The following is a 24,341-nucleotide window of genomic DNA, read 5'->3' as shown; positions in this document are numbered from 1 at the left end:
CCCCTTAAGATATATGGTTATAGGCTTCTAATGTTAAAAATTCAGTAAAATCATCGTTACGGATCAATCGATCGAATAATTGTGCGGCCTCCATATAGGAACCGTTTTCGAAAACACTTTCTCCAACTTCCCAGCGAATCGCTTCGAGCTCTTCTTCTTTCAATGATGCGTAAAGCTCCATCGTAATCTCCCGACCATCTTTTAATATTCCTTTTGGGTGTCTGATCCATTGCCAAACTTGCGCTCTCGAGATTTCCGCTGTAGCTGCATCCTCCATCAAATGATGAATAGGTGCTGCTCCTCTTCCATCCAGCCAAGAGGCGATATACTGGATCCCTACGTTTATATTTGTTCTTAACCCCTGCTCTGTAATTGATCCATCAGGTACTTCAAGCAATTGCTCTGCACGATAGGAGACAGACGTTTGATCTCTTTGTATCTGATTCTCGTCAGGCATATGTTTGTTAAAAATCTCCATGGCTGTCTCTACCATGCCCGGGTGGGCGACCCACGTCCCGTCGTGGCCATCTTTCACTTCACCCTCCTTATCTGCACGGACCTTTTCAAAAGCAGCGTCGTTTTTCTCTTTATCGTTTTTTACAGGTATTTGGGCTGCCATTCCTCCCATGGCATGAGCCTTTCGTTTATGACAGGTTTGAATGGTTAACCGCGAATAAGCTCTCATAAATGGGACAGTCATCGTCACATCCGCCCGGTCAGGCAATAAAAAACGTTCATCATGACGGAATTTTTTCAAGTAGCTGAAGATATAATCCCAACGGCCACAATTCAATCCAGCCGAGTGATTTCTTAATTCATAAAGGATTTCATCCATCTCAAAGGCGGCTAAAATCGTTTCTATTAAGACTGTCGCTTTCACCGTTCCTTGTGGAATATCCAAATAATCTTGAGCAAAGACAAATACATCGTTCCACAGCTTCGCCTCTCGATGGTTTTCAAGCTTTGGTAAGTAAAAATAAGGTCCCGAACCATTTTCTATAAGCTTTTTAGCATTATGGAAAAAATAGAGCCCAAAGTCCACAAGACTGCCTGAAAGCCGCTCCTGATTGTAAGTCATGTGTTTTTCTTCTAAATGCCATCCACGAGGTCGTACTTTAAGGACAGCCGTCTTTTCATTTAACTTGTAGACCTTTCCGTTTGAATTCTCAAATCGAATGTTCCTTCTCACAGCATCCCTCAAGTTAATCTGGCCATGAATAGTGTTCAGCCATGTCGGAGCGTTCGCATCCTCAAAATCAGCCATGAATACCTTCGCTCCGGAATTGAGACCATTGATGACCATCTTCCGATCTACTGGGCCTGTAATTTCTACCCGACGATCCTTAAGATCGTCAGGTATAGGGGATATCGTCCAATCAGTATTTCTGATGTGCTCCGTCTCTTTCAGGAAATCCGGCCGCTCTCCTTGATCCAGTTTCTTCTGCGTCATTATTCGATCTGAAAGCAACTGTTTTCTTCTATCATTAAATTCTTCATGTAATTCAACAATGAACGATAAAGCTTCATCTGTTAGAATCTCTGCAAATCCTTCGTGCATTGTTCCATGAATTTGTATTCCAGACAATTTTGTTTCCATTGAATCGCCACCCTCTGTTGTATACTAACTACCAACAAATAAATTTGTTATATAACAGTTACCACAAAATTTATTCATCTTTTTTGGAAAGGCAACGATCACATTCCATCATGTAATTGTAAGTATGACCTTCGATTTGTGAACCACACTGCGGGCAAGGGACGTTTTGTTGTTTTTTCATACTAGCTCCTCCTTTGTTATAACAGAATTCATTTTGTTTATCTGTTATGGTACAGTTTACTGTGGAGGAAGGGGAATTGCAACCATTTTCTGAAAGTTTTTTAAATTTAGGCGGATGTTGGATACTAAAAAGGCGCTGTTAAAGGGTTTAGCGCCTTTTTTATTTTCCATTTCATTCTATCCCTTACAAATCCTAACCGTACTGTTCCAATACAGTTTACGCCGTTTTCATCTTCGCTCATAAAGTAATTGGATAAACTTTTCCAGCGATGGAGACAGCCACTTCTTTTGATGATGAATAATTTGAATGTATAATGCTAAGCCTTGATGGTCAAAGTCCAAAGCACGAAGACTCCCATTCTCAAGCTCCCCTGCTACCGTCATTTCCGGGAGCATCGCTATTCCCAGCTCGTCAATGACACATTGTTTGATCGCTTCAAGACTTGTAAATGAAATCACTGAGCGGGGTTCGACTGCTCTTTTCTTTAATATCCCCTCCAACATATTCCTATATGAACAATCTTTCTCTGTAAGAATGAGCGTTTCATCCTCTATCCGCCGTATATTAATCTGCTCCTGGCCAACAAGCGGGTGTTCATTAGCAGCAACAATGACCATTTTTTCCTTTCGTAAAAGTAAAGTTTCCAGAAGAGGGTGCTTCACTTCTTCATCGAGAACAACAGCGAGATCATAATGGCTTTCTAGCACACCTTCTTTAAGATTGGGACAGAGTCCGGATTCCAACTGGATTCGAAGGTCAGGATTCTGCTCTTTAAAAGCTTTCAAAGACTTGGATATAAAATAAGCAGCCAAGGATTCAACTGCTCCAATCCTAACAGTTCCCCGCATTTGTACATTTTTCGAAACCTTACTTTCCGCTTCTTCAAGTAAATCAATGACCTGGTCAACATAATGTAAAAGCTGTTCGCCAGACTGAGTTAAACGCATCGTCTGTCCAGCACGTTCAACAAGTCTCACCCCATAGTAATCTTCAAGCTTTTTGATTTGTGTTGTCACACTGGACTGAGCATAACCGAGTTCTTCCCCCGTACGGGTATAACTCCCCCACTTGGCCACTTCTTTAAATGTGTAAAAATAGGATATGTCCATACGTACACCTCTATCATTTTTTACAATAGTTAGTATCGATAAGTATAGATAACAATGATGAGATGTTCAATGATATACTTTTTGAAGAAGTAAAGGAGGCGGATACAATGAAAATATTGACGATCTTAGGGAGTTCAAGAGAGAACGGTAATTCTGAATACCTCGTCAACCAGGCCCTTGAAGGAATTGAACATAAACAAATACGTCTAAGTGATTATAAAATTAACCCTATCTCTGACAGGCGGCATACAGAAGGCGGGTTTCGCCGTGTCGATGACGATTATGAAACTGTACTGTCTGATTTCTTAACACATGATCTTATCATTTTTGTCACTCCTATCTATTGGTTTGGAATGACTTCTCATATGAAGTTGTTCTTCGACCGCTGGTCCCAATATATGCGTGATGATCGATTTGATTTTAAGAATCAGGTAAAAGGAAAGAGAGCCTATGTCATTACTACAGGTGGAAGCAACCCTTATGTCACGGGCCTGCCACTAATTCAACAGTTCGGCCATATCTTCGATTTTGTAGGGATGTCATTTGAAGATTATGTAATAGGAAATGCCGTCAAACCTGGAGAAATTAAAGAGGATTTGCTTGCCTTGGACAAAATGAGTGCCTGGAATCGCACCTTGAAGAAATGACGAACAAATGTTCTTGTTTTATTTCTCCCAACAGCTTATAATGATGGTGGATCAAAAAATTTCCAAAAGGAGTGTTTCACGGCTATGAAGCATCAAGCTACCCCTTATTTCACGTTCAACGGTAACGCAGGAGAAGCCCTGGACTATTACAAACAAATTTTTCATGGTGAGGTTATCAATTTACAAACCTTTGGCGAGGCAGATTTTGAAACCCCTGAGGAAATGGACCAGCGAGTCATGCATGCACAATTCAAAAAAGATGCTTTGTTCTTTATGGTTTCAGACTCATTCACAGATCAAAATGTTAAGACCGGGAGCAATATCGCCCTCGTATTAGAATGTGAAAGTACTGATGAAATTCAAACGTATTATGACCGTTTAAAAAATGATGGAAACGTCTTGATGGAACTTCAGGATACCTTTTGGGGTGCTACGTATGCCAAAGTGAAAGACCCTTATGGAATAACCTGGGATCTGAACTACACAAAAGAGCAATAAATAAAGCGGCTCATCCCTGAGCCGCTTCTCTCAATCCAAATGGATCGTACAATTAAAACGATCACAAAACCATTGTTCCTCTCTAAGATGAACTTCTGATAAAGAAGTATTTTTCATATGTTCATCTCTTACATTTTGACTATCCAGTTCCCTTAATAGGTGACTAATTAGAGCACCGTGACTAACTACGATTACTTTCTTCCCTGCATGTTTCTTTAAAACATCATCCATAAACGCCTTCCCCCTGGAAACAACACTGTGAGGCGTTTCAATACCCAAGTCCAAAGACCGCCAATCCTCTCCCCATTTTTCAATTCTTTCTGGTTCTGTCGTTCCTTCGATCTGGCCACCACTGGCTTCTTCTATTCGTGTATCAAATTGGATAGCCAATCCTACTTTTTCACTAATGATTTTCGCTGTCTGCTTTGCCCTCTTCAAAGGACTTGAATAAAGAATATCCCATGTTTCTTTATGTAAGCGCTCAGCTAATTTCAGAGCATCTGCCTTACCTTCTTCATCTAATGGAATATCAGAACTTCCCTGCGCTCTTTTTTCTTTATTCCACCGTGTACTTCCATGTCTAATCAATGCTACCTTTGTCATTTCCAACCAACCTCCCTCCTTCTTTTTCTATAAAAAGGTAACCATATCCTTTAATACAATACTTATTACACATAATGGCAAGATTGTGGAAGACTCAGTTTCGAGATGTTTGGGGGCTTCGTTTGCCATATTTGGAGTCAAGGGTGGCTGGGAAGCTACTCGCTTTTCTGTGGGGGAGTGCCGAGCTTCCTCGGGCTACGCCCTGCGGGATGTCGCCGATCTCCTTTCTCCCACGGGAGTCTCGCAGCTTCCCAGCCACCCCATACGATAAAAGTGAGAAACGAACCCCTTTGCCCAGTATGAGTGTCTTTCACAGATCCTGAATCTATAGTGATAAAGGGAGAATGGCGAGACTCCTGCGGGAAAAAAGTGCTTGGTGAGACCCCACAGGACGCAGTCCGAGGAGGCGCACCGCGCTCCCGCGGAAAGCGAGCTATTCCCCGCAGCCCCCGTAACTCAACAAAAGTCTCGAAACTGAGTCTTCCACTAAAGGGAGCTTTTGTGAAATATTGTTGGGACTACATAGAAAAGCCCGGAATGTAGTCCGGGCTTTAGTGGAATTTATTTTTATTCATCAAGATCCAAGTCGGTAACGGCACCTTTGGATGAGGAAGATACGAGTCTCGCATACTTCGCCAGTACGCCTCGTTTATGCTTAAGCTCAGGGCGTTTCCACTCGCTTTTTCTACGCTCATATTCTTCATCACTAACTTCAAAATTAATTTGCTGCGTATCACTGTCGATCGTGATGGTGTCCCCTTCTTTCAGCAGTCCGATGGGACCTCCAACGACTGCTTCAGGAGCAACGTGGCCGATTACGAATCCGTGGGATCCACCTGAGAAACGACCATCTGTAAGTAGAGCAACCTTTCCACCCAGTCCTTTTCCTACAATCATAGCTGTAATCGAAAGCATTTCCGGCATGCCAGGTCCTCCTTTTGGACCGACATTTCGTATGACCAGAACGTCTCCTTCTTTAATCTCATCGTTGACAATCGCTTCCGTCGCTTCATCTTCACTATTGTACACACGTGCAGGTCCTTCAAAACGGCTGATTTTCTGTCCGGACATTTTAGCAACGGCACCTTCTGGCGCCAGGTTTCCTTTCAGAACGACGAGTGGCCCTTTTTCTTTGATGGGCTGGTCAAACGGAACAATGACCTTCTGACCTTCTTTTAGAGAAGGAACTTCTGCCAAGTTTTCAGCGACCGTTTTCCCGGTAACGGTCAGGCAGTCCCCATGCAATAAACCTTCTTCAAGAAGTAATTTCATAACAGCTGGAACACCGCCGCTTTCATACAAGTCCTGCATGACATATTTACCACTAGGCTTCATATCTGCAATATGAGGGACTTCCTGTCTGATGCGCTCAAAGTCATCCAGAGTCAAATCCACTCCAGCAGAATGGGCCATGGCAAGGAGGTGAAGGAATGCATTCGTAGATCCACCAAGAGCCATTACTACGGTGATGGCATTTTCAAATGCTTCTTTTGTCATGATATCGCGAGGATAGATCTCTTTTTCCAGCAACTCGATGACGAGCTCACCCGCTTGTTTACATTCCGTTTCTTTGTAATCATTAATCGCTGGTGTAGAGGAAGAACCAGGAATACTCATCCCTAAAGCTTCCACAGCAGAAGCCATTGTGTTAGCAGTATACATTCCACCACAAGCACCTGCTCCAGGACATGCATGACATTCAACTCTGTGCAGCTGTTCGTCGTCGATCTGTCCTTCATGGTACTTTCCTACAGCTTCAAAAGACGAAACAATATCAATATCCTCTCCATCAAGCTTTCCTGGTTGAATCGTTCCTCCATATACGTACACCGAAGGAATGTTCAAACGTCCAATAGATATTAAGCAGCCAGGTGTCGTTTTGTCGCAGCCGCCGATGGCGACCAGACCATCCAGTCTTTCCGCATTTGTGACGGTTTCAATGGAGTCTGCAATCACTTCACGGCTTGGAAGGGAATAAAACATCCCCTCGTGGCCCATCGCAATTCCGTCAGCTACTGTAATTGTATTGAAAATCATAGGAGCTCCGCCATTTTCACCGGCTCCATTTTTCGCTTCTTGTGCTAGCTTATCGATATGTACATTACAAGGGGTAACCTCACTCCATGTACTCGCAATTCCAATCATAGGTTTTTGGAAATCTTCATCTGTAAATCCAACAGCTCTCAACATCGAGCGGTTCGGGACTCGATTGACGCCTTCACTGATGTCTTTACTTCTTATTCTTAAATCTTTTTTCGTTTTCTCCATCCCTAACACTCCTTTTATAAATGGCCGAATCATTTTGTAAATGAAATAACTTACCATGATGATACTAACAACTAAGAAGCATAGCAATGATTTTTCTGAATATAATAAACATTCCTTACAATTAAAACGCTTTCATTAAGAGAAAAAAATGAAAAAAAGGCCTGCTGAAAAGCAGACCCATATATATAGGGGGGACCTTATACATTTGCAGGTTCAAATGTTTTACAATCCGTTTCTTCGCTGTTGCTCGCTTTTTTACCTTTATGACTGACTACGAAAATTTCATCTGCTCCGCAGGAAATCCCGTCATTGTTATGAACACAGTTTCGGACTTCACATTTTACATCCAGCGCCACATCTAACACCTCCCTATAGCTGTTATTTTCTGCTGTCATGGCTTTGAATATTCTTTCCAGTCCTCCCCATAAAGGCCTGAGGCAAAATCACCCACAATGACATCTTCGATTTGTGATAGAATAGGAAGCGTGATTGTATAAGGTCAAAATGAAACTTTTCCCCCGTTATTTCATAAATTGTATGAAAGAGGTCGCTGGAAAAACTGATTGAGGTCCAATCAGATTATAATCAACTTAAAATAGGACTGGTGTTTATGGATAAGAAGCAAAAGATCTATAATAAATTGTTGGAAGTCGTGAAAGAGGAAAATGTTAAAGTGGATGAAATGTTGAAAGACCACTTGTACACAAAGCTTGGAGGAAAAGCCGATTTTTTCATTACTCCAACATCCTACGAAGAAATCCAAAATGTCGTTAAGCTTTCGAATGAAGACAACATTCCTTTCACTCTGCTTGGCAATGGATCAAACTTAATTATTAAAGACGGTGGTATACGTGGAATCGTCATCAACTTAAAACATCTGGATACCATCTATTCTGAAGGCAACACAGTGGTCGCCCAAAGTGGTGCCCGTATCATTGATACCTCCCGTTATGCTCTTGATAAGCATTTATCCGGATTAGAGTTCGCCTGTGGAATCCCCGGAACTGTCGGCGGTGCTTTATACATGAATGCAGGAGCTTATGGTGGAGAAATCAAAGATGTGCTTGATTATGCCTATGTGGTAGATAAACATGGAAACCTTGTAAAGCGGCTCGCTGCTGAACTTGATCTTGATTATCGAACCAGTAACATTTCAGCTAATGGAGATATCGTCGTAGAAGCCACCTTCCATCTGAAGCCTGCTAAGTATGAGGAAATTAGAGAAGTGATGGATGACTTGACGTACAAGCGTGAATCTAAACAACCACTGGAATACCCTTCATGTGGAAGTGTCTTTAAACGACCACCTGGATATTTTGCCGGTAAGCTGATACAGGACAGCGATCTTCAAGGAACCAATATCGGTGGTGCCGAAGTTTCTAAAAAGCATGCTGGGTTTATCGTCAATAAAGATAATGCAACAACTTCTGATTACATCTCTTTGATTGAACATGTTCAAAAAACAGTGAAAGAAAAATTCGGCGTCGATTTGGAAAGAGAAGTACGAATCATCGGTGATGACAAAGACTAAAAAAGAGCCTGCGCTAAGCGCAGGCTCTTTCTATTATCTCGCCAATATTTTTGTTTCTCAGTAAGCCCCACTGGAATAGGTCAATTCGTAACTGTGGGTGTAAATTTCGAAAACATTACCAAAAGGATCTTCTACGTAAACCATCTTATATGGTTTCTCACCAGGGTAATATTCGCGAATAGGCATGCGTTGTTTCCCACCCTTAGCCTTTACTTTCTCGACAACTTCTTCGATATTCGGGTCTTGAATACAGAAATGGAATATGCCTGTCTTCCAATATTCAAAGTTGTTTTCCGGCTCTTCCTGATGCGGGAATTCAAAAAGTTCAATCCCTATCTTATCTCCGGTGGATAGGTGAGCAATTCTGAATGTGTCCCAATCATTGCCGAAAACGTCCCGGCACATCTGACCGACTGGTGTATCATCGTTATGGACATCTGACGGTTCCATAATGACATACCACCCGAATAATTCTGTATAAAACTCAATCGCTTTTTCTAAATTTGGAACTGACAAACCGATGTGTGAAAAACTTCTTGGGTATGGGTACATAATAAAAAACTCCTTCTTTATGATTTTATTTTCGCTACGATTTTACCTTTCACATGACGTTCAGACAGACGCTCAAGGGCCTGCGGAACTTCCTCTAATGAGATGGTCTCTTCCAGTAGGGAAGAAAGTTTACCATCAGCCATCATTTCGAGTATTTCGTCTCCGATAACACCAAGGTCTTTTTGGGATTCTATATCCGCTCTATGGGCCGCTGCAAGGGCTATTTCGTGATACGACACAACGGTAGTAAAGGGTTTTATTTTAGTGAAATCAGGTGCACCAGCGATATATACCAAATGACCCATAAAGGCAAGGTAGTCGAGTGATGCTGTCGCATTATCACGGCTTACTGCATCCACGACTGCGTCCACCCCTTTACCTTCCGTGATTTCCTTGACCCTTTGATGTACATCTTCATTACGGTAATCAATAACGAAGTCTGCGCCTAACTGACGGACATGATCATGGTTATGAGCAGAAGCTGTGGTTATGACCGTCTTTCCTGCCGCTTTTGCAAGTTGAATAACGAAGCCTCCGACTCCTCCTGCTCCTGCATGAATTAGAATGGTGTCCACTTGATCGAGCGGAAGCTTACGATGAATGGCTTGATAAGCGGTATAGCCAGCTGTCGGGAGGGCCGCCGCCTCTTCGAAGGTGATTTTATCAGGGATTCGCGAAATCGTATGGGCCGTCGTTACTGCATATTGAGCATAAGCCCCACTTTTCAATAGATCACCATGGTAGACTACTCGATCCCCTTTTTCCCACTCGGTCACATCCTCCCCGAGCTCTACAACTGTTCCTGCACCATCCAGTCCCAGAATATGAGGATACGTCCAATTCGGGTTGCCATTCGTTGCGGTCTTATAATCAACAGGGTTCAATCCTGCCGCATGTACTTCAATTAGAACTTCTCCTTTTTGGGGGTGAGGTCTCTCTACTTCCTCTACTTTCATTTCTTTCCATTTATTTTTATCATGTAAAAGCAGTGCTTTCATCCGTCTTCATCTCCTTATTAAACAGTTTCCTTCAATTAGTGAAACGATATACTATATACTAACGAGAGGCACAGATAGAAACAAGAAGGCACTTTTCAGTAACTGAGTTACTAAAGGGTAACCTATCATTGGATAGAAATGAGGGACACACAATGAAACAGCTGCAATCGGAATACCAGTGTGCCATTAATTTAGTGATCGATTTAATCGGTGGCAAAGGGACATGGACTTGTAAAGCGGACGGTTTTTGAAGAAGTTCCTCCAAAAGTGGTTTATTCTACTACGGATTACGGACGCAATCTCCAGCCGGTTCTTTATGGAATGTGTCAATGGGGCGATGATTACGCTGAAAATGAAGGGATTCAGATGAACAGCTGTTGGACAGGCCGGGATTTTATGCAAAAATAAAAGCGACCTGTTATAAGGTCGCTTTCTTTGTTAGGACATCCACTTCGGTGGTGTGTTTTTTTCCCAATATATCTCGCCAAGTTCATGGTGTTTCATGAAGTTGTCCTCCTGCAAATGATAATGGAAGTTGAACCAGTATCCTTCACCCGGCCGCTTATCCCTGCGGACATGAAAACGGGCAACTTCTTCGTCTGTATGCTTGTTATGGATATTAAAAATTCTTTCACCGTATCCAGGGGACGGATCTTCAGTAATTTCATAATAAGGAACTTCGTTTTCATCAGCAGATGTAAGAATCTCTCCCATTACCTCTTCGATCTTAGGTAAAATCGTTGTAGTCATGTCTTCATCTACTTTTTCAATAATTCGTGGCCCCATCTTTGTAAGCGTCTGTGTTTTCGCTTGCTCCGTTATGGTTTCAATCCAATCATCAGTGGTCAAAGGTGCTGCAGATGATGGAGGTGCTATGTGTAATTCTTCTGTTTTTGTGGAATGAGGTGTTTCTTGCACATGCCGATCAGCCGACAGCTCTTTTTTATCAGCAGCATCTGTGTCGATCTGCATCGGTGGAACGTAAAGGCCTAAAGTCATGACAGATATAAGTACAACAAATACTTTTCTCATTAACGGCTTCATTACAGACAATCTCCCTCTACTTCAGGATGACTTCATTTTATCATTTTCTACGAAGTTGTCCATAAGTAAAAAGAAACCGTTTCCATATTGTCACATTTTTGTTGAATAATCATCGCATACCATTCGGGTCTTTAAAAATGCCTATAATACCCGGTCTTCCAGAATGCCAGCCAACTTTCCCCACTTATGAAAATCCCATATTCAAACCATACCTTTGAAATTCCTCATCTGCTTTTAAACAAGTTAACCATCTGGTTGGAGTCATCAGCTACCTTCATATCGACATCCTAGTACTTTTATCTGCCTGTCTTCTTTTTCTTCTGTTTTTTTACCATGTGGGATGTGGTTTTCTTTCCCTGTACATGAAACAAGAAAATAAGGAAAACTTAAAGGATGAAAAAGGAGGAGGAAAAGATATGAATCCCAATCAAGGACAAAATCAAAACCAGCAAGGTCAGCAAATGCCTCAAAACATGGTGAATAAAAACCACGGCGGTCATGAGTTATTTGATGCTCATGAAGTCATCGCAAGTTTAATCAATATGCTTGATCAGTACCAAATGTATGCCCAGCATATCCAGGACCCAGAGCTTCAAAGCATTCAGCAGCGCCAACATGCGTTTGTGACCCAAATGTACAATACTATTGTTCAGAGTTTCAGTACAGGGCAGGATCCTGCTCAAGAAACACAACAATACAAAATGCAGCAAAGTAACGAAGTCGTATACGGCATCAAACCCGGCCAACCAAAGAAACCGAACCAGTCCGTCAATGAACTTGCGGATAAAGGGCTTTCTGCTTATATGCTCGGACAAACAAAGACACTTGCAACTTTATTGTCCATGACTGCTCTGGAAATGACGAACCCTGTCTTGCGCCGAGTGGTTGCAGACAGTGTTCCGAACTTCATCGAGATGAGTTATGAGATTTTCCTTTATCAGAATAAGCATGGGTACTACCAGGTTCCTCAGTTGCAACAACAAGACATGAACCAAATGCTGCAAAGCTATACAACTGCTCCACAAGGAAATATGCCGCACTAAACAAACAAGGACGCCCGCTTCTCAGCAGGCGTCCTTGTTTAATACGTATACGATTCAACCTTAAACTTTATGGCAGGATTGTGGAAGACTCAGTTTCGAGACTTTCCAGGGTTCGTTGCCCGGGTTGAGCGTCAGGGGTGGCTGGGAAGCTACTCGCTTTCCTGTGGGGGAGCGCCGAGCTTCCTCGGACTGCGTCCTGCAGGATCTCGCCTATCTCCTTCTCCCACGGGAGTCTCGCAGCTTCCCAACCACCCCATTCGACGAAGGGGGAAAACGAACCCTTATACCAAGTTAGAAGGTCTCCCACTATCCTGATTGTTGTAGGCAGAAAACGCTGTGTATCAAGCTTTCAGGTTTCAAGTACCTCGACTTGGGAGTATTATCTTTATGCTCTCCTCACCCTGAATAGCTGATTATTCAGGAAGTGGTTTCGAGAACCTTCCACGGTAAAGGGGCGGAGGGGAATGGCGAGACTCCTGCGGGAAAAAAGTGCTTGGTGAGACCCCACAGGACGCAGTCCGAGGAGGCTCACCGCGCTCCCGCGGAAAGCGAGCTATTCCCCGCAGCCCCATCCACCCAACAGAAGTCTCGAAACTGAGTCTTCAAGTATAGGGAGCTATAGTGGAATTAGGGAATTTAGGATTTTATTAATACAAGGAGCAACGTTTTAATATAGTATAGGGACATGCACCTATAAAGGAGGCAGCTCATCTTGCTTTTCAGTTATATTCTTCTCGGCCTATCATTATCTGCTCCCATTGGTCCCATCAATGCTGCCCAGTTTGACAAGGGGATTCGGTATGGTTTTTGGCATGCCTGGCTTGTGGGAGTAGGAGCGATGTGTGCAGATGCCTTATTTATGCTCCTGATTTACTTTGGACTTGCTCAATACGTAGAACTGCCTTTAGTAAAAACGTTCCTTTGGTCTTTCGGTGCTTTCGTACTGATTTATACAGGCATAGAAAGTATGACTGCCTCCCATACAGAAGAAACGGATCGTTCCCTTTCTTCCACAAAAAAGAAAGCTTTTCGGACAGGGTTTCTTATGGCGTTATCCAATCCTTTGAATATTCTTTTCTGGATCGGTATTTATGGTTCCATTTTAGCTCAAATCTCTTCTCAATATGAACAAGCTCAACTTCTTGTTTACAGCGGGGGAATTTTTATTGGAATCATGTTGTGGGACCTGACAATGGCTGGAGCCGCTTCAGGTGCTAGAAGATGGATGACATCAAGATTGCTCCGAGGCGTTTCTGTACTTTCAGGACTTATGCTGATTGGCTTTGGGCTTTATTTTGGATATCAGGCAATCAAGATGTTTGTTGGATAGACAGTCACCTATATATGCTCTCTCCAATAGGATATGGATGTATCCTAGGAGGGAGATTTCTTATGTTGTACACCAAAGAAGATATAGAGAACCACGTGATCGATTTGAACCTTTGGCAGTATGAAGTTTACGAACAATTTTCGAGCATGATGAATCAGCGGGAAACCCCTTATCCGTGTGTACCCGGCATACAAGGGTTCATGAAAAATATGCTGCGTTTCGGATTCTTGGACGATCCACGTACAGATAATAGTACTGATCAGTTGGCTCGTTTATTAAAAGATTATGGGGAAGTTTCAAGAGACACAGGGAATTATGCTTCTCTTGTCATCTTTTGTGATACCCGAGCCTTGTTGGATGAACAAACAACCATCGATGGATATGAAGAGCTTTTCTGGACCATACTCAATGAAATACACAAAAAAGATCCTGCCCCCTGGCCTGAAGACATCCCGCGAGACCCTGAAGACCCTGCTTGGGAATTTTGTTTCAATGGGGAACCTTACTTCGCTTTCTGTGCAACACCTGTTCATGAAATAAGAAACAGCCGCCGCTTTCCTTGTCTGCTCCTCGCTTTCCAACCCCGTTGGGTTTTTGAGGAAATCAATGACTCTACTCCGTTTGGGAGAAAAATTAAAAAGGTGATTCGGAAGCGCCTGGTCGAGTATGACGGCGTCCCTTCACACCCTGCCTTAAAGTGGTATGGACAAAAAGATAACCATGAGTGGAAGCAGTACTTCTTAAAAGACGATGAGTCGACTTTGCCCCAATGTCCTTTTACAGCTTTGAAAAAAAAGTGGAAAAGTTTACGCCCCTGAATGGGGTGTTTTCTTTTGCTTCACCCATGTAGCTATTGCGATGAGGACCAAGAATGAAAGGCTTACTAAAAATCCGATTCGTGTCATGGCGTCCATCCATGTTCCCGTAATGGCAGCACCGATCAGGCCGATACCGAAGAATACGAGCGTCACTCCCTTTTTCCCTTTCACCATCAATTTCCGGTAAGACAATAGGATAAATACCCAGTTGTATAAGAGCATCAACCCTGCTGCAGTCGTTACATATTCAAAAATACGATCAGGAAGGAATACGGCAAGTAAAATAGAAAGAATGACGACGACAATCGTCAGAAGAAACGCAGGCTTTGAGACTTTCCCCTCTTCTTTTTCTGCAAATACCCCTGGTGCGTCCCCTTCCTCACTCAACGTCATCAACATCGTCGTCACAGCATAAAGGGAAGCGACCATCGTGGAGAATCCGGCAATAATTAAAACGCTGTTGAAAACATGTGGCACCCATGGAAGAGAATATTCCGTTAAGGCTGTGAGGAAAGGACTTTCGTCTGTAGATATGTTCTTCCATGAAGTGAGCTTAATCACAAAATAAAAGGCGGTCACGTAAACCACGGTGAGGACCATCAACATCAGTGTCCCTGATTTGGGTGCATCTTTTGGATCTTTCAATTCATTAGACATCAACCCCATGACTTCTATCCCTCCAAATGCATAAAACGCATAGAGCAGAGCGACCCAAAGACCAGACCAATCGCCATCAAAAAAAGAAGCCAGCGGACTTGTCAAAGGCCTCGGTGTTCCTCCACCGATATTTCCAGTCATAGCGAGGATCGCAATGATAATGAACATGATGATCGCAGAAATTTTTATCAGTCCGAAAACATTCTCCATCCGCTCTACTTGTCTCACACCTAGCCAAAGCACTAAGAGACCAAGAACGGCAAAAACACAAGCCAGCATCCACAGTGGGACCTTAGAAAACCAGAACTGCGCAAATATGGCGAGGGCTGTCAGCTGGCTCCCCATGATTAACATTTCCGAGGACCAGTAAACCCAGCCGTTACTAAATCCAGCCCATGGTCCAAAGGCTTGTTTGGCATAAGTACGAAATGACCCTTTTTCAGGATGGTTCGCCGTCATAGCTGCGAGCGAACGGAAAACAATATAAGTCCCAATCCCCGCCAATAAATAAGCTAACAGCACAGCAGGTCCTGCTTTTTCGATAGCAATGCTCGATCCTAGAAAGAAGCCTGTTCCAATAATGCACCCAATTCCAATGAATGAGAGCTGCCACCAGGATAGCTTTCCTTTTTTATGTACGTCCGTCATTCCCACCCCTCCTCCTGCAATTAGTTTGAAATGAATCGTCAGGATTATGTGCGGGAGAGCAAGAATGTTTTTTCGTGATGAGGAGAAAGTATCAAGAGATGAAAAAAGGAGCGTGATATTCATGATCTCATTGACCCCTCATTGCTGGAATGAATTCGACGAACTTAAAAGTGTCGTCGTTTGTAAACCTTCCGTCCTCCATGTCCCTGATAAACAAACGGCAACAGATCTTCGTTGGGAGAAGACAGCTGACAGCGATAAAACCAGACATTGTTTTAACAAAATGGTGGACGCCATGAGTAACGAAGGTGTGCAAGTCATTGATTATTCCACTTTTCTTAAGAGTGAGGAACGGGCGTTCCATGAACAATTGATTAACCGCGTTTTTGTCCGTGACCTCGCTTGCGTGTTCGGGAATCAGGTAATTCCCGGGGAAGCTGGTACTACCATGAGAAGGCCTGAGTACATTCATGCCCATAAAGTTTTTGAGCAGTGGTTTGATGAAAGACATTTCTCCATCCACCAAAATGATACAGTAAATGCACTTGAGAACGGGGATGTTTTCGTTTTAAACAAGGATGCGGTCTTTATCAATGTAGGAATGCGGTCAAGCTACGAGAGCGCAAAGGCATTAAAAGAGAAATTAATCCCTCTCGGTTTTTCTGAAGTGGGGATCATCGACCTTCCCCGTCGTGGAGATACGATGCACCTTGATATGAACTTCAATATTGCAGGATATGGACTAGCTTTGGCCAAAAGTTATATGCGCTATTTTCCTGTCGAGGTTTTATCTGCAAACGGATCCTCCTATGTCATGATGCACGAATTCCTTCACCGTCATGGGTTTGAAATCATTTGGACCGATGAAGTGAAACATACCGTGGCTGATATCAACTTTTTGAATTTGAATCCTGAAACGTTATTAATCAGCACGAAAGCCCATAAAAAGATTTTCCACAATGAACAATTGAAAAAGAAACGGCTGATTGAAGTGGATGTTGATGAATTAGAAGCGGGCGGAGGCGGAATTCGATGTATGACCTTGCCTATTGAACGACGATAGAAAGTGTTCTGAAGCAGGGTCAAAAGCTTACATGAAAGAGCTTTTCATTTAAATAGGAATGATGGACGATGGAGTGAGAAAGGATAGGACCAAGGAGGTGTGCATTTGGAACATGTAAAACTATTCGCAATGAAATTCATCATGACATTTGTCATCCTTTTCCTCATTTTAGGTGGAGGATTTAAGGTTTCGTTTGGAGATGTTTTTCTGATCAGCTTTGTCCTAAGTCTGGTGGGTTATGCCACCGGGGATCGTATCGTTCTTGACCGCGCAAAAAACATCACAACGACATTATTTGATCTTGTGTTCATTTTCATTTTCATTTACTTTATGACTGGCGCCATTTCCACAAGCCTGGACGTGTTCACGGCCTCCATTCTTTCCACTGTTTCTTTAGCCATATTTGAATACTTTTTCCATCAATCTGTCGTTAGAACCTTGGAAAGTGATGATGACCCAGAAGGCGAAGCATCGGTACCGAATGGAAATTTACGAACAGAAGCCTCTCAAGAACTAACGCCATATAAAAATAAAGATAGGAATTAATGTAAGACCTAGTCCCAACATCAAGGGGGCCAGGTCTTCTTTTTTTATGGACATTTGCTTGTCTTCTTCCTGTTTTGAATTATTTAACCATTGTGACTGGACAGGTAGCTACATGCAAAACATTAAAACTAACACTGCCCACAATCTTACTTTTGATTGCACCTAATCCTCGAGACCCCATAACGATACTATAGACATTTGATTCTTTTGCTTCTTTAGCAATTTCAAAGTCGGGTGAACCAATTCTCATTTTTGTGTGTACGGGAATCTCAGAATTACCGAATGCTTTTAAGGCTTCATCAATTACTTCTTTAGCGTTTTCCTGCTGGTATTGACGCACTTCTTCTCTGCTTACAAACCGATTAATATTAGGGGAATTATAATTATATTGAACATTTAAGAGAATAATCTCAGCCCCCATTGCTTTTGCTATCTCCATTGCATGTTGTAAAGCTCTAATCGAAAAATCCGAACCATCAATCGGCACTAGAATTTTTTCTGCCATTTACATTCTCTCCTTCATAGAAAATAATGAATAGATAGCTTCACCATAAAAAAGAAATCGCTTTCATTTTATGAAAAAAGCTCCTCAACCTTAGACGACTTTTGATGATTCAAGCGTTAGGCTAAAGGTTTACTTATAACTATTTTATCAAATCTACTCTCTTATAAATACAAAAAATTCATTGCTAAGGAATCCCTTTTTCTTAAGGAGTCTATTATGAATGAGAGGTGAAGAGGGCGCGAAAAACCCCTGTGGGGAAAATGAAGCATAAAAAAACCACCAATATATGTATTGGTGGAGACGGTGGGAGTCGAACCCACGTCCGGAGATATCGGCACTCGGGCTTCTACGGGCGTAGTTGATATATTATATTTCACTGCCTCTTCAGCCTACCAACAGGCTTCCGAGGAGCTAGCCTGATTGTTCTCTTCGTTTTTCCTCAGGCGGTGGAAAAACGCGTAGCCCACTTTAGTTTGAGACCCTTCATCTAGCACATGGGCGATACCAGGAAGGATCAGCTATAGACTACTTACGCAGCTACAGCTAGGTTTTCGTTAGATTCGCCAGTTATATTTAGGCAAATGACGGTTTTACGAGGCGTCGCTCGACTCGCAACCCGAGCTCGACCTATCCCCGTCGAATCCGTAACGTCCCCGTTAGGATTAAGGGATAACAGTCAAGCTGTTTATCCATGTCGTGTTGACGACAAATATTATTATAGCAGAAATATAATATTTTTCAAGGGGTAGGCGTCATCGAAGACTGTCCTTGATCGCACGGTCGATTTCACGCTTCTGCTGTTTACGTTTCAGATCTTCCCGCTTATCATATTTCTTCTTGCCTCGACCAACTCCAACCAGCACTTTAGCCACACCATTCTTTATATAGACCTTCAATGGAACTAAAGAATAGCCTTTCTGTTGTGTTTGGCCGATCAGTTGATTGATTTCCTTTCGGTGCAGCAACAGCTTACGTGCCCGAGTGGGTTCATGGTTGTAAATATTCCCCTGCTCGTATGGAGAAATGTGCATGTTGTGCAGATACACTTCACCTTTATTGATGCGGGCAAAGCTGTCTTTCAAGTTCAAACGGCCATTACGGATCGATTTGATTTCTGTGCCCTGTAAAACGATTCCTGCTTCAAACGTTTCTTCAATGGCAAAATCGTGACGGGCTTTTTTATTTTGAGCTAACGTTTTTCCATGTCCTCTTGGCATACCTTTTCCTCCTCTGTTGCGTCCCTTCATTGTACCAAATCTCTTAGTCATTTCCAATTGATAGCTTACGGATGAATTTTGACCTTTCTGAATAGACTTTTTCTGTCAGCGTGTGAGAATATAAAGTTGCATATGCTTGATAAAGGAGATACAACGTATGGAACAAGTCATGAATGTAAAACCCTTAACAATAGAAGACTACACGGCTCTCAAAGAAATGGAGACAGGCATTGAAGACGACTATGTGGTACGGATTTTCGATCGACTCGTCACGTCTGACAGTCACGAGCTCTTCGGGCTTTTTCAGCATGGACACATGCTCGCTGTCGGCGGTTACAGCCTCTTTGGTCAGGACAAATTCGCTATGCTTGGCAGGCTTCGAAGTGACCGCCGCTTTCATATGAAAGGGCACGCCACAGAACTGCTAAAACCTGTCGTAGATCAATTGAATAAAGACCCAAGAGTCAGCTGGATCGGGGCGAATACACACCTTGGCAATTTACCAGCAAGGCGCGTCCTTGAAAAACTCGAAATCAACCAAGGACCAATCATCCACTACCTCACTTTAAAACGCCCTGACTTGTTGACAGGCCACACGCCAGGAGCTGTATGGAAGCCTGTTCACACTCTAAAAAGGAAGCGCAGCCTGCTGAACAGTTTGCAAGAAAACGCCTTAGAAACATTCCCATACGAATGCTACTATCCATTTCCTTTTGACGAAGCTCTTTTTACCGATGATTATTTACAGGCTTGTTCCTTTTTTGAAAATGATGACCAAAGTCGGTTCGTCATTATTAAAAACGATACAAAAAAATACGATTATTCCCATGTTAAGTACTTCTGGGACGATCATTACAATCAACCAGGTTTTTTTGAAACCATTCTTGATCATTGGAAGAACAATTCGGATAATGTCGGCTGCTGGATCGATTTTTCAGACCAGGGATTTAAGAACATTCCTGAACTGACCGCCTATGATGTCCAGGAACCTTGGATCCTTTATGGCTCTTGGAAAAAGCCACAATTATGAAAATACTCCCGCATATATTGACAAGCTCCTTCATAGTATTTAGAATCCTCTAAGGAAAAATTTTAACGCAAGAAAGGATTAAAGACTATGAACTTTATGCAAGCCGTACAGCTGTTAGATGAAGGTCATGCTTTGGAACGTCATACATGGAAGAATTCTGGATATATTGTAAAAGATGGAAAAGGAAAAATTGTTTTCTTTGATCATAATGAACCTGCTTTTTATTCTTTAACAACAGAGGATGCTCTCGCTTCTGATTGGGAGAAAACAGACAAAGATCAGTGGACGATTGTTTCTGTCTCCCATGACCGCGAATTGATGCAGGGTAAACTTTTTGTTTCTTATCACATTTGCTCTGAAAACAAAGGCAGCATCATGAACAACCACCTCGTAGAAGAAGATGAATTGTCACAGTGGTCCCGTTTCGTAGATTTGGACCTTACCAATTCCGCACGCTATTTAAATGCACAGGATGTAGCCACTGTTCAAAGTACGATCAGTGCATAAAACGCCACTAAAAAACGCGCGAAATGATTTCGCGCGTTTTTCTTATTTCTTCTTTTTGCTTCCTTTTTTAGGAACACCTTTGTTCCTGTAAAAAGGTTTGTTCCCTTTTTGTTTGTTTTTCTTCTTCTCTTTTTTCCGGTCAGGACCCTTAGATTTAATCTGTTTCGGACGCTCTGGACGTTTCCGTTCTTTTCTCGGTTTCATGCCATCAATTTCAAAATCAACGACGCGCTCTTCAATATTGACATTGGTCACCTTGATGGTTACTTCATCACCGATTCGATAAACATTCCCTGTGCGTTCCCCGATCATGGCATACTGTTTTTCATGATAATGATAATAATCGTCGGTCAATGTACTGACGTGCACCAGGCCTTCTACCGTGTTCGGAAGTTCCACGAACATTCCGAAACTGGTCACAGAGCTGATGACACCCTCATATTCTTCTCCGATCTTATCCTGCATGAATTCTGCCTTTTTCAGGTCATCCGTTTCTCGTTCCGCATCCACAGCCGCACGTTCCATCTCAGAAGAATGGCGGGCAATTTCCGGCATTTGATCTTTCCAATGTTTCCGTGTCTTATAATCCAGTTTTTCTTCGACCAGGTAAGTCCGGATCAGACGGTGGACGATCAAGTCAGGGTATCGGCGGATCGGAGAAGTAAAGTGGGTATAGAAATCCGTTGCCAAACCGAAGTGACCTAGACCTTGAGGATCATACTTCGCCTGCTGCATGGAGCGCAGCATCAGCTTCGAGATAATCATATCTTCCTGTGTACCCTTCACTTCTTCTAACACCTTCTGCAAAGCCTGTGGATGAACATTGTCAGCTGTTCCTTTGACGGAATATCCCATATTAGCAACGAACTCAAAGAAGTTCTGCAGCTTATCTTCATCCGGATCCTGGTGAATACGGTGAATGAACGGAACATCCATCCAATGGAAGTGTTCTGCTACAGTTTCGTTTGCAGCCAGCATGAATTCTTCAATCAAACGCTCTGCCACAGAACGCTCACGCAGGCGGACGTCGACAGCTTTTCCTTCCTCGTCAACGACAACGCCGGCTTCTTTAAAGTCAAAATCAATGGCCCCGCGTCCCATTCTTTTTCCTCTCAAAATACTCGCAAGCTTCTCCATGTCTTTGAACATCGGCACAAGCTCTTCATATTTTTTCATCAATTCAAGATCTTCGTCCTGTAAAATGCTGTTCACATCTTTATAAGTCATTCGTTCATTGGTCTTGATTACACTTTGGAAAATTTCGTGGTTCACGACTTCTCCGCTACGGTTGATTTCCATTTCACATGTCAATGTAAGACGATCCACTTGCGGATTCAAGGAACAGATCCCGTTGGATAAACGGTGTGGAATCATAGGGATAACTCGATCCACCAGATACACACTCGTCGCGCGTTCTCTCGCTTCCTGATCAATAGGCGAACCTTCTTTTACATAATAGGTGACGTCGGCAATGGAAACACCCAGCTTGTAGTTTCCGTTTTCAAGCTTCTTGACCATGACAGCATCATCAAGGTCTTTAGCATCCGCTCCATCGATTGTCACAATCATTTCATCACGCAGATCGCGGCGGTTCTTGATTTCATCCGGGTGGATTTCATCCGGCGTGTCTGCCGCTTGCTGCAACACTTCCTCAGGAAAGTCCACTTTGATCCCATGCTTATAAATGATGGAGATGATATCAATGCCAGGATCATTTTTATGTCCAAGGATTTCTACGATTTCCCCTTCAGCGCTCATACGGTCTTCAGGGAACTTCGTAATATTCACGATAACTTTGTGTCCATCGATGGCGCCATTGTTCTGACTCTTCGGAATGAAGATATCATTAGGAATCCGCTTATCATCGGCAATAACAAAACCGAAATTGCGGCTGGATTCATATGTTCCAACAACACGTGTCGTAGCTCTTTCCAGTATACGGATGACCGTACCTTCCGGCCGCGTCCCATCCTCTTTCCGTTTCTCAATGCGAACAAGGACTTTATCATTGTTCATGGCCGAATGAAGGTCGGAATGGTGAATGTACACATCATCCTTATCCTCTTCATCAGGGATCAGAAAAGCGAACCCTTTCGCATGCATTTGAATACGTCCGCGAATTAGATTCATCTTCTCTGGAAGACCGAAGCGGTTTTTGCGCGTCCGCACAAGCTCTCCCTCTTCCTCAAGTTCATTCAGTACCTTCATGAGGTCCTTGAATTCATCAGAACTCCCAAGTTCCAATGTCTCTTCAAGCTCTTGTACAGATAGTGGTTTTGATGCTGTTTCTTTGAAAAAGTCTAAGATTTGTTGTTTTAACTCTATACTCAATTGTCTTACCTCCTTTTAAATGAAGGACAAGACTCCGGTATCATGACCAGTCCAGAGACTCCAGGAAAGCGAGGATATCTTCGTGCAGCTGCTCTTTTTCCTTATCCATCGTGATCACATGACCAGAGTTTTTGTACCATTTAATATCTTTTTGATCGGCTTCTACTTGTTCATAAATATAGTTTGCACTTTCTGTGTTAATCATTTCATCATTTTCTGCTTGTACAACAAAAGTAGGTGTGTAGATTTGATCGACTTCATCATGAACTTCCGTAATGAACCCGCCTAACTGCTTGAACATCTCTTCCGAGTCATTAAGAAGTTCCTGTACTTCACGATCAATGGTTTCTTTATCTTTTCCTTCGAGTTGCTTATACTGTCTCGCTTTGAATTCGAACCCTTGGGTCAATTGCTTCTCATTATCAAAGAACATCGGCGAGCACATGGTAATGATTCCTTTGATAGGCTCTGAATAAGCAAGCTTCAGGCCAAGTACACCTCCAAGGGATAATCCCGCGACAGCAATTTTCTTATAGCCGAGTCCGCGCAAATGGTTCAAGGCGTCCTGGACATCCGCCCACCAGTCCTCGGGTCTTGCTTCGATCAATGCTTCAAGCTCTTTACCATGCCCTGCATAAATGGGAGCATGTGAGGTATAGCCGTGCTTTTGCAAAAACCGGCCAAGCATCCGCACATCAGCAGAATGGCCAGTAAATCCATGTAGTAATAATACCGCACGTTCTCCTTCCTCAAACGTGAATGGCTGAGGTTGTTTAATTTTCATGTCATTCTCTCCTTACTTCATCTATGTCCTGTTTTTAAGATTTCATTCTAAAGGGCAATGTATTCTATTTTACCAAAATTAAGTTCCCCTGGCACATTTTGAACCTCAACAAGCTTTTCCCGCTGTTATTCAGCTATATGGCAGGATTGTGGAAGACTCGATTTCGAGATGTTTGTGTGGATTTAGGGGCTCCGGGAAAAGGTTCGCTTTCCGTGGGCGAGTGATGAGCCTCCTCGAGCTAACGCTCTGTGGGGTCTCATCTACCACGCACTTCCCACAGGACGTAGTCCGAGGAGGCTCACCGCGCTCCCGCGGAAAGCGAGTCATTCCCCGCAGCCCGATCCACTCAACAAAAGTCTCGAAACTGAGTCTTCAAGAAAAGGGAGCTATTGTGAAGGATTAAACTTGAAAAGGAGAACATAAAAAAACTGCGCTTCGTGTTCATGAAGCGCAGTTTTTGTTAATTAACCGAGGATATATGCAGTTAAGAAAGCTAATACAAAGAAAAGCACGCCTGTTACTACCGTTGCTTTGTGCAACACTGCGTCAATTCCTCGTGCTTTCTGCTTCCCAAATAATTGTTCCGCTCCGCCAGAAATCGCTCCTGAAAGACCGGCACTCTTTCCGGATTGCAATAGTACAAGGACGATCATTGCTATCGTGTTAATGGTTAATAAAGTAATTGCAAGTGTTTCCATGATGTGCCCACACCTCCTAAAAACGTACAGATAACTAGTTTAAATGTAGCATAAAAGCCTTACATCAGCAAGCTTATTCTAGATTCATTAAAAGTATGGACACGCGTATAGGAAAAGCTATAAGAAAGAGAATATC

General features: G+C 42.8%; 26 protein-coding genes and 1 other RNA gene. 11 read left to right on the top strand and 16 right to left on the bottom strand.

Annotated elements, in window-relative coordinates; genetic code table 11:
- Positions 1-4: 4 nt before the first annotated feature.
- From aceB to GLW00_RS04575, 3 genes are all read right to left on the bottom strand, one after another.
- Positions 5-1,597, bottom strand: a complete 1,593-nt coding sequence (aceB, locus tag GLW00_RS04585) for a malate synthase A (protein ID WP_160911616.1) — start codon at positions 1,595-1,597, stop codon at positions 5-7.
- Between the two features lie 70 nt (positions 1,598-1,667).
- A complete protein-coding gene (locus GLW00_RS04580; protein ID WP_160911614.1) occupies positions 1,668-1,778 on the bottom strand; it encodes a YhfH family protein in 111 nt (36 codons plus the stop codon).
- Positions 1,779-2,005: 227 nt separating this feature from the next.
- Positions 2,006-2,887 (bottom strand): LysR family transcriptional regulator, encoded by an 882-nt coding sequence (locus GLW00_RS04575; RefSeq protein WP_160911612.1) that lies wholly within the window; start codon positions 2,885-2,887, stop codon positions 2,006-2,008.
- A gap of 107 nt (positions 2,888-2,994) precedes the next feature.
- Between GLW00_RS04575 and GLW00_RS04570 the strand changes: the two genes are divergently transcribed.
- Positions 2,995-3,534, top strand: a complete 540-nt coding sequence (locus GLW00_RS04570) for a flavodoxin family protein (protein ID WP_160911610.1) — start codon at positions 2,995-2,997, stop codon at positions 3,532-3,534.
- Positions 3,535-3,618: 84 nt separating this feature from the next.
- Complete coding sequence (locus GLW00_RS04565) at positions 3,619-4,032, top strand: VOC family protein (protein WP_160911608.1); 414 nt, start codon at positions 3,619-3,621, stop codon at positions 4,030-4,032.
- A gap of 30 nt (positions 4,033-4,062) precedes the next feature.
- Here GLW00_RS04565 and GLW00_RS04560 read toward each other — a convergent pair whose 3' ends face one another.
- From GLW00_RS04560 to GLW00_RS04550, 3 genes are all read right to left on the bottom strand, one after another.
- Positions 4,063-4,635 (bottom strand): histidine phosphatase family protein, encoded by a 573-nt coding sequence (locus GLW00_RS04560; RefSeq protein WP_160911878.1) that lies wholly within the window; start codon positions 4,633-4,635, stop codon positions 4,063-4,065.
- Between the two features lie 567 nt (positions 4,636-5,202).
- Positions 5,203-6,903: a dihydroxy-acid dehydratase gene (ilvD, locus tag GLW00_RS04555; RefSeq protein WP_160911606.1), complete on the bottom strand. Its 1,701-nt coding sequence runs from the start codon at positions 6,901-6,903 to the stop codon at positions 5,203-5,205.
- 197 nt (positions 6,904-7,100) lie between these two features.
- Positions 7,101-7,259, bottom strand: a complete 159-nt coding sequence (locus GLW00_RS04550) for a DUF1540 domain-containing protein (RefSeq protein WP_160911604.1) — start codon at positions 7,257-7,259, stop codon at positions 7,101-7,103.
- A gap of 254 nt (positions 7,260-7,513) precedes the next feature.
- Between GLW00_RS04550 and murB the strand changes: the two genes are divergently transcribed.
- Positions 7,514-8,434: a UDP-N-acetylmuramate dehydrogenase gene (murB, locus tag GLW00_RS04545; RefSeq protein ID WP_160911602.1), complete on the top strand. Its 921-nt coding sequence runs from the start codon at positions 7,514-7,516 to the stop codon at positions 8,432-8,434.
- Positions 8,435-8,491: 57 nt separating this feature from the next.
- Here murB and GLW00_RS04540 read toward each other — a convergent pair whose 3' ends face one another.
- Both GLW00_RS04540 and GLW00_RS04535 read right to left on the bottom strand, forming a co-directional pair.
- On the bottom strand, positions 8,492-8,986 hold the full coding sequence (locus GLW00_RS04540; RefSeq protein WP_160911600.1) for a lactoylglutathione lyase family protein: 495 nt from the start codon (positions 8,984-8,986) through the stop codon (positions 8,492-8,494).
- Positions 8,987-9,003: 17 nt separating this feature from the next.
- The gene (locus tag GLW00_RS04535) at positions 9,004-9,984 is read right to left on the bottom strand and encodes a zinc-binding dehydrogenase (protein WP_160911598.1); all 981 of its coding nucleotides are present in this window, start codon (positions 9,982-9,984) and stop codon (positions 9,004-9,006) included.
- 210 nt (positions 9,985-10,194) lie between these two features.
- Here GLW00_RS04535 and GLW00_RS20875 point away from each other — a divergent pair, with 210 nt between their 5' ends.
- Positions 10,195-10,392: a winged helix-turn-helix transcriptional regulator gene (locus GLW00_RS20875; RefSeq protein ID WP_160911596.1), complete on the top strand. Its 198-nt coding sequence runs from the start codon at positions 10,195-10,197 to the stop codon at positions 10,390-10,392.
- 30 nt (positions 10,393-10,422) lie between these two features.
- Here the strand turns inward: GLW00_RS20875 and GLW00_RS04525 are convergent, their stop codons facing one another.
- Entirely contained in the window at positions 10,423-11,028 is a 606-nt protein-coding gene (locus tag GLW00_RS04525) for a YpjP family protein (RefSeq protein WP_160911594.1), read from the bottom strand.
- 416 nt (positions 11,029-11,444) lie between these two features.
- Between GLW00_RS04525 and GLW00_RS04520 the strand changes: the two genes are divergently transcribed.
- The 3 genes from GLW00_RS04520 to GLW00_RS04510 all read left to right on the top strand — a co-directional run bounded on the left by GLW00_RS04520 (position 11,445) and on the right by GLW00_RS04510 (position 14,219).
- Positions 11,445-12,071: a spore coat protein gene (locus GLW00_RS04520; protein WP_160911592.1), complete on the top strand. Its 627-nt coding sequence runs from the start codon at positions 11,445-11,447 to the stop codon at positions 12,069-12,071.
- Positions 12,072-12,783: 712 nt separating this feature from the next.
- Complete coding sequence (locus tag GLW00_RS04515) at positions 12,784-13,401, top strand: LysE family translocator (protein ID WP_160911590.1); 618 nt, start codon at positions 12,784-12,786, stop codon at positions 13,399-13,401.
- 62 nt (positions 13,402-13,463) lie between these two features.
- The gene (locus GLW00_RS04510) at positions 13,464-14,219 is read left to right on the top strand and encodes a YqcI/YcgG family protein (RefSeq protein WP_160911588.1); all 756 of its coding nucleotides are present in this window, start codon (positions 13,464-13,466) and stop codon (positions 14,217-14,219) included.
- On the opposite strand, the gene GLW00_RS04505 is transcribed toward GLW00_RS04510, so the two are convergent.
- Positions 14,208-15,524 (bottom strand): amino acid permease, encoded by a 1,317-nt coding sequence (locus tag GLW00_RS04505; protein ID WP_160911586.1) that lies wholly within the window; start codon positions 15,522-15,524, stop codon positions 14,208-14,210. The genes GLW00_RS04510 and GLW00_RS04505 overlap by 12 nt on opposite strands.
- A 64-nt stretch (positions 15,525-15,588) precedes the next feature.
- Between GLW00_RS04505 and GLW00_RS04500 the strand changes: the two genes are divergently transcribed.
- Both GLW00_RS04500 and GLW00_RS04495 read left to right on the top strand, forming a co-directional pair.
- Entirely contained in the window at positions 15,589-16,587 is a 999-nt protein-coding gene (locus tag GLW00_RS04500) for an arginine deiminase family protein (RefSeq protein WP_237417410.1), read from the top strand.
- Between the two features lie 105 nt (positions 16,588-16,692).
- Positions 16,693-17,133, top strand: a complete 441-nt coding sequence (locus GLW00_RS04495; protein WP_160911584.1) for a DUF2512 family protein — start codon at positions 16,693-16,695, stop codon at positions 17,131-17,133.
- 79 nt (positions 17,134-17,212) lie between these two features.
- Here the strand turns inward: GLW00_RS04495 and GLW00_RS04490 are convergent, their stop codons facing one another.
- The 3 genes from GLW00_RS04490 to smpB form a co-directional block, all read right to left on the bottom strand.
- Positions 17,213-17,638, bottom strand: a complete 426-nt coding sequence (locus GLW00_RS04490; RefSeq protein ID WP_160911582.1) for a universal stress protein — start codon at positions 17,636-17,638, stop codon at positions 17,213-17,215.
- A 292-nt stretch (positions 17,639-17,930) separates the two neighbouring features.
- Positions 17,931-18,293: a transfer-messenger RNA gene (gene ssrA / locus GLW00_RS04485) on the bottom strand.
- Between the two features lie 97 nt (positions 18,294-18,390).
- Complete coding sequence (gene smpB, locus GLW00_RS04480) at positions 18,391-18,855, bottom strand: SsrA-binding protein SmpB (protein ID WP_089651385.1); 465 nt, start codon at positions 18,853-18,855, stop codon at positions 18,391-18,393.
- A gap of 157 nt (positions 18,856-19,012) precedes the next feature.
- Here smpB and GLW00_RS04475 point away from each other — a divergent pair, with 157 nt between their 5' ends.
- Both GLW00_RS04475 and GLW00_RS04470 read left to right on the top strand, forming a co-directional pair.
- Positions 19,013-19,885: a GNAT family N-acetyltransferase gene (locus GLW00_RS04475; protein ID WP_160911580.1), complete on the top strand. Its 873-nt coding sequence runs from the start codon at positions 19,013-19,015 to the stop codon at positions 19,883-19,885.
- Between the two features lie 87 nt (positions 19,886-19,972).
- Positions 19,973-20,392 (top strand): Thoeris anti-defense Tad2 family protein, encoded by a 420-nt coding sequence (locus tag GLW00_RS04470; RefSeq protein ID WP_160911579.1) that lies wholly within the window; start codon positions 19,973-19,975, stop codon positions 20,390-20,392.
- 42 nt (positions 20,393-20,434) lie between these two features.
- Here the strand turns inward: GLW00_RS04470 and rnr are convergent, their stop codons facing one another.
- The 3 genes from rnr to secG all read right to left on the bottom strand — a co-directional run bounded on the left by rnr (position 20,435) and on the right by secG (position 24,205).
- Complete coding sequence (gene rnr, locus GLW00_RS04465) at positions 20,435-22,723, bottom strand: ribonuclease R (protein ID WP_160911577.1); 2,289 nt, start codon at positions 22,721-22,723, stop codon at positions 20,435-20,437.
- A 40-nt stretch (positions 22,724-22,763) separates the two neighbouring features.
- Positions 22,764-23,507, bottom strand: coding sequence for an alpha/beta hydrolase (locus GLW00_RS04460; protein ID WP_160911575.1), 744 nt, complete (start codon positions 23,505-23,507; stop codon positions 22,764-22,766).
- A gap of 464 nt (positions 23,508-23,971) precedes the next feature.
- Positions 23,972-24,205, bottom strand: a complete 234-nt coding sequence (gene secG, locus GLW00_RS04455; RefSeq protein ID WP_089651380.1) for a preprotein translocase subunit SecG — start codon at positions 24,203-24,205, stop codon at positions 23,972-23,974.
- Positions 24,206-24,341 lie beyond the last annotated feature (136 nt).

Source organism: Halobacillus litoralis, assembly GCF_009856445.1.
GTDB classification, from domain to species: Bacteria; Bacillota; Bacilli; order Bacillales; family Halobacillaceae; genus Halobacillus; species Halobacillus litoralis.
This window is presented reverse-complemented; position numbering and strand designations above follow the sequence as displayed.